Here is a 1,434-nt window from a genome sequence, read left to right on the forward strand (position 1 = left end):
ACACTCCGGGCGATTTGTGCTCTGCTATCGGTGCGCTGTCGATGATCCGCTGGCAACCGTTTGGTCCGACAACGTCGTTTGTTGCTTTCAACTTGGGACCTCGTTAAACTGATACTGCTAGGAAACGGACAACCGTCACCGAAGGGGCCGAAGGCTAAACGGACGGTGCTCGGTCGATCGATTCATCATGGTGACTCGATCGGCGTTTTACCCACATCCGTGTGATAACCATCGGATGCAACGGAGGACCGGTGGTCAGTTTTCCCGAATGGATACTCAATTCCCGGTCCCCGCTGATCCGTACCGTTCGCCCACGCAGATAAATGCATCTCAAACTTATCGCTAGCGTTCCGAGCAAACGGTGGGATCCTTGCCGGGAGCTTTCTGCCGATGGACGCGGTGGTTGGGTGTTTTCGCAGGTCAACGTCGACCGCGTGATTTCAGGTTATCGCGACTACTACATGCTGTTCGGTCTGGGTGTACTTGCCGTAGATGCAAAACCGGACGATTTCGTTGAACAAACAAGACTCACCGCGCGCATGGGTGATCACGTGATCGGAACGGATGTTCTAACTTGGAAACATCCGAACCCGATGTGGGGACATCACGACGGTGACGCGATTTTTGAATGGGCGCAGCTGATCGAGATGGCGCCAGAACGTGATGGGATGATCTCTATTTCAATTGATGCGAAGATCAGGTCTCAGGACGACTGGCTGCCTGTAGATGGCAACGCATACTGCAGAATCACGAAGGTGCCAGAATGCAAAGCTAAGACTCGCTTTGTTCCGTCGTTCTGGTTTACAATCAAGAGCGCGTTTCGTAAGCCATTTTGGCCCAACGGAACCGAGAGCTAATTGGGGCGAACCATGCGATGAACCGAAGTCGCGGAGTCGCCGTTTTTTGCAATGGAAAATCAATCGCCGCGACTCGGTTATCGCGGACGTTACCCGACGTAACGATGAAGATCGTATCGACGTACAACATCGATCTCGTATGATGATCTCGTTTCGACAACGTGATCCGAACGCCAATGTCAAAATCGTAGTTTGAAAATTGCTCGTCTAAATTACCCGTTGGCTAATGCGACTCCACGACGGCGTTTGGCTGGAACCTTGGCTAGCCTAACGTCGCTGCTTCGGCCTTTCGGCGTTACCCAAAAACCTGCCCAACAACTGTTTTATTCGACACTGATTTGATACACTGATGCTTTCCGTGGTGACTTGCTCGCCCGTGATCACTTCCACGGAATCGACAATCAAATGGCCGGGATTTCGGGTAACCATCGGATGCAACGGAGGACCGGTGGTTCGTTTTCACGAATGGATAGTCAACTCCCGGTCCCCGCTGATCCGTACCGTTGAACTGGCCCTCCGGGCGAAAGGTTAGCGAGTCAAGCTTTTGCGATGAGGTTAAATGTTGGCAGCGATGCTA

1 protein-coding gene is annotated in these 1,434 nt (G+C 52.5%); it reads left to right on the forward strand.

What is annotated here, in order from left to right; translation table 11 throughout:
* Positions 1–407: 407 nt before the first annotated feature.
* A complete protein-coding gene (locus CA13_RS34105) occupies positions 408–857 on the forward strand; it encodes a hypothetical protein (protein ID WP_146404759.1) in 450 nt (149 codons plus the stop codon).
* Positions 858–1,434: the final 577 nt, after the last annotated feature.

It is taken from the genome of Novipirellula herctigrandis (assembly GCA_007859835.1).
Lineage (GTDB): Bacteria > Planctomycetota > Planctomycetia > Pirellulales > Pirellulaceae > Novipirellula_A > Novipirellula_A herctigrandis.